This window comes from Bacillus sp. 05T31, assembly GCF_056396725.1.
On sequence record NZ_JBFTMA010001234.1, the window covers coordinates 1 to 628 of the forward strand.

Sequence of the window (628 nt, forward strand, 5' to 3'; positions counted from 1 at the left end):
ATTCTAACTATATCATTCTTACATAATATTCTACATTCGTTAAGATAGTTGTTGCAAACCAATGCAGTAGTGACTATGTATAGAAAAAAGAGCCAATCTCCTATACGATAGAAGATTGGCTCTTTCCTTTATTTACTCCCCTGTTTCAGAAAATCGTTTTATACGTTCCCCAATTTCATCGCGAACACGTTGAAATTCAGACCATTCTTTTCCTGCTGGATCATCGAATCCCCAGTGAACACGCTTCACATGTGAAGGAGTAGATGGACACACAGCATCTGCATGACTACAAAGCGTAACGACTAAATCAGCGTTATTTAAAATATTTGAATCAATCATATCCGATGTTTGATTCGTTATATCGATATTTACTTCTTTCATCGCTTTAATAGCATTTGGATTTACTCCGTGTACTTCGATTCCTGCAGAATATACATTCCACTTATCTCCTAAATATTGTTTGCCCCATGCTTCTGCCATTTGGCTTCGGCATGAATTTCCTGTGCATAAGAAATAAATTGTCTTTTTGTTTTCCATGTTGTTTTCCGCCTTTGTTTTTAAATTTATATTGATTGGTCATTAAARTATTTACGCTTAAACCAAAAAGCGACGTTTACAAGGGCAATCA

General features: G+C 35.4%; 1 protein-coding gene. It reads right to left on the minus strand.

Translation table 11 applies throughout. The features are described 5' to 3' along the window. Positions 1–132: 132 nt before the first annotated feature. Entirely contained in the window at positions 133–537 is a 405-nt protein-coding gene (arsC, locus tag AC1DJR_RS32640; RefSeq protein ID WP_215576446.1) for an arsenate reductase (thioredoxin), read from the minus strand. Between the last annotated feature and the right edge of the window lie 91 nt (positions 538–628).

Coding starts and splice junctions, on each gene's coding strand:
- arsC (WP_215576446.1), bottom strand. CDS start 537: ATGGAAAACAAAAAGACAATTTATTTCTTATGCACAGGAAATTCATGC.